Source organism: Streptomyces sp. G-G2 (assembly GCF_030063135.1).
Classification (GTDB): domain Bacteria; phylum Actinomycetota; class Actinomycetes; order Streptomycetales; family Streptomycetaceae; genus Streptomyces.
The window spans coordinates 1-2683 of the sequence record NZ_JASISO010000115.1; the positions used below are offsets into that span (position 1 = coordinate 1).

Below are 2683 nucleotides of genomic sequence, written 5' to 3' on the forward strand. Positions count from 1 at the left end.
CCCAGACCACCTCATCCGCCGACTCCGACATGGCCTCCGTCAGATCCAATACCGCAGCGACATCATCGACGGATGCCTCGCCGCGACCGGCCTCACACCCACGACACCACGCCTACAACCTCAGTAACGGTGGTTTTGCCGGGAGGGACGGCGGCGGCGCCGTACTGTCCCGTGAAGCCGTGGCGAGCCGTTGGCGCTGGTGCTCTCGTGCTTGGCGGTCAGGATGGCTGGACTTGGTCGAAGAGTGCGAGGGCTTCGGCGGGGTCCGGGCTCACGAGGCGTTCCAGACCGGCCGTCGTGATCTTCGCCCACCTGTCGGCCCGTGCCCACATCTGTTCCTCGAAGGCGCGGACGACCTCGTCCAGATCTTCAGGGCGGGTGGCGATGGACTCGGCGAGTTCGGCGCCTTCCAGCATCGCGAGGTTCGCGCCCGCCCCCAAGGGGGGCATCAGGTGGGCGGCGTCGCCCATGAGCGTTACCCCGGGGACGTGGGTCCAGGTGTGGGACACGGGCAGGACGTAAAGCGGACGGTGGACGAAAGCGACGCCGTGGCGGAGGAGGTCGAGGACGGGAGCGGCCCAGCCGTCGAACAGTGACAGCAGGCTTGATCGCACGACCTCGACGTCGGCCAGGTCCAGGTTCGTGTGCCAGTCCAGCGGCGCGCGGAACTGGGCGTACACCTTGACGTGGCCGCCGCTGTTGCGCTGGGCGACGAGAGCTCGGTTCACGCCGTACACAGCCATGGAACCGTCGCCGATCAGCCGGGCGAGGCCGGGGTGTCGGGTGTCGACATCGTCGAGGGAGGTCTCGACATAGGTGACGCCGGTGTAGTGCGGCGTCGCCGGCGAGACTGCCGGGCGGATCCGGGACCAGGCGCCGTCCGCGCCGACCACGAGGTCGAACGTCTCCTGTCGCCCGTCCGCGAAGTGGACCAGTACGCCGTCCCGGGTCCCCGGTACCACCTGCGTTACGCCCCGACCCCACTGGACGTCGAGAGGGCCGAGCAGCAGGTCGCGGAGTTGTCCGCGGTCGATCTCGGGATTGGCCCGGTCATCTGGACGGGGCCGCCAGTCGCGCAGGACGGTCCCGGCCGTGTCCAGGATGCGCATGGCCTGCCCCTCGGGACGAGACAGCGCCTGGAACTCCGCCAGCAGCCCCGCCTTGTCCAGCGCGAGCTGGCCCAGCCCTTCCTGAAGGTCCAGCGTGCCGCCCGGGGGGCGGGTGTCGGGGGCGGGATCGCGTTCGAGGACGGTGACGGGGTGGCCGTGTCGGTGCAGGACACGGGCGAAGGTAAGGCCGGCGGGACCGCTTCCGACCACTGCGATGCGTTGTCTCATGGCGCTACACTGTATTGCTCGTAGACGGTGTATCGCAACGGTACGGTGGGAGCATGACTGTCTGGGACCGGCCGGAGCCGCCGACTCGCCCCGTGCCGCTCGACCGGGAGCGGATTGTCGCCGCCGCCATCGCGCTGGCCGACGAGGGTGGGCTGGAGGCGGTCTCGGTGCGCAGGGTCGCGGCCCGCCTGGACGCCGGTCCGATGCGGCTGTACAGATACATCTCCACCAAGGAGGAGCTGTTCGACCTCATGGTGGACGAGGTCCAGGCCGAGATTCTCCCCGAGGAGCAGCCCGGTGACTGGCGGGAGGCGCTGCGCGCCCTCGCCCATCGCACCAGGCAGGCCGCTCTCCGTCACGAATGGCTGGCCGACCTGCTCGGCGGCCGCCCGGCCCTGGGCCCGAACGGCCTCGCCGTGACCGAGGCCACGCTGGCCGCCCTCGACGGCCTCACCGATGTCGACACCGTCATGCGCGCCGTGGAGACTGTCAGCGCCTACTTCATTGGTGCGATCAGGCGCGAGATCGCGAACCTGCGGGCCGAGCGCGCCACGGGCCTGCCCAAGCACGACTGGCAGCGCGCCCACGGCCCGCATGTGACGAGCATGTTGGCCACGGGCCGCTTCCCGGCACTGTCCAAGGCCGTGTACGACGGCGCGGACGTGGACGCCCAGACATCCTTCGCAATCGGCCTGGACTGGGTCCTCGACGCCGTGGCCGCCAAGCTCACCGGGCCGTCGGCGTGACGCTCAGCTCTTGCCGAAAGTGATCGAGGGGATCGCGCCGGACTGTGTAATCACCCGGAGGAGGGGTTTGGTCCCATTCGAGCTGCCCAGTCCCGGCAGGTCTGCAAAGCGGCATACCATCCTTCTTCCTCCCCCTGCTCCAGCAGCCTCGTGATCCCGGCGAAGTCGGCGCCGGACGGTGCCGTGAAGGCGGCCATGGGGAACTCCGTGCTGAAGACCTCACCGCCGAGACCGAATACCGATAGGCGTTGGTGCACGGCCCGCGCGCTGCGGCCCAATGGACCGGACGGAACGGGCACTACCCGAATCGTGCAGTTACCTGAGGCCACGAAATCGGTTGCGGCACGGAGGAGTGGTGGAGCGCCTAGAGCTCCACGGGGTGCTCCCTCGCAACGAATCTCGTCGGATTGCCACTGAAGTCTGACGGACCGTAGTTTCCTGCCATCGAAGCTTGCGCACTCGTGGCGATTGATGGTGAATCGCCCCGGGTTTGATGGAGACATCGAAGACCCGGAAGGATGCCGATCATGGCTGCTCCCCGTAAATACCCCGACGAACTGCGTGAGCGCGCGACGCGTCTGGCGGTCGAGGCCCGCAAGG

At 68.8% G+C, this 2683-nt stretch carries 3 protein-coding genes and 1 pseudogene; 2 read left to right on the plus strand and 2 right to left on the minus strand.

All coding sequences use genetic code 11. The features are described 5' to 3' along the window. A pseudogene (locus QMF80_RS37760) lies at positions 1-127 on the plus strand (IS630 family transposase); the annotation flags it as partial. 91 nt (positions 128-218) lie between these two features. On the opposite strand, the gene QMF80_RS37765 reads toward QMF80_RS37760, so the two are convergent. Then, on the minus strand, positions 219-1337 hold the full coding sequence (locus QMF80_RS37765; RefSeq protein WP_283461939.1) for an FAD-dependent oxidoreductase: 1119 nt from the start codon (positions 1335-1337) through the stop codon (positions 219-221). A gap of 53 nt (positions 1338-1390) precedes the next feature. On the opposite strand from QMF80_RS37765, the gene QMF80_RS37770 reads away from it, so the two are divergent. After that, complete coding sequence (locus QMF80_RS37770) at positions 1391-2083, plus strand: TetR/AcrR family transcriptional regulator (RefSeq protein WP_283461941.1); 693 nt, start codon at positions 1391-1393, stop codon at positions 2081-2083. A 50-nt stretch (positions 2084-2133) separates the two neighbouring features. Here QMF80_RS37770 and QMF80_RS38535 read toward each other — a convergent pair whose 3' ends face one another. After that, the gene (locus tag QMF80_RS38535; protein WP_502963008.1) at positions 2134-2586 is read right to left on the minus strand and encodes a DUF4265 domain-containing protein; all 453 of its coding nucleotides are present in this window, start codon (positions 2584-2586) and stop codon (positions 2134-2136) included. Between the last annotated feature and the right edge of the window lie 97 nt (positions 2587-2683).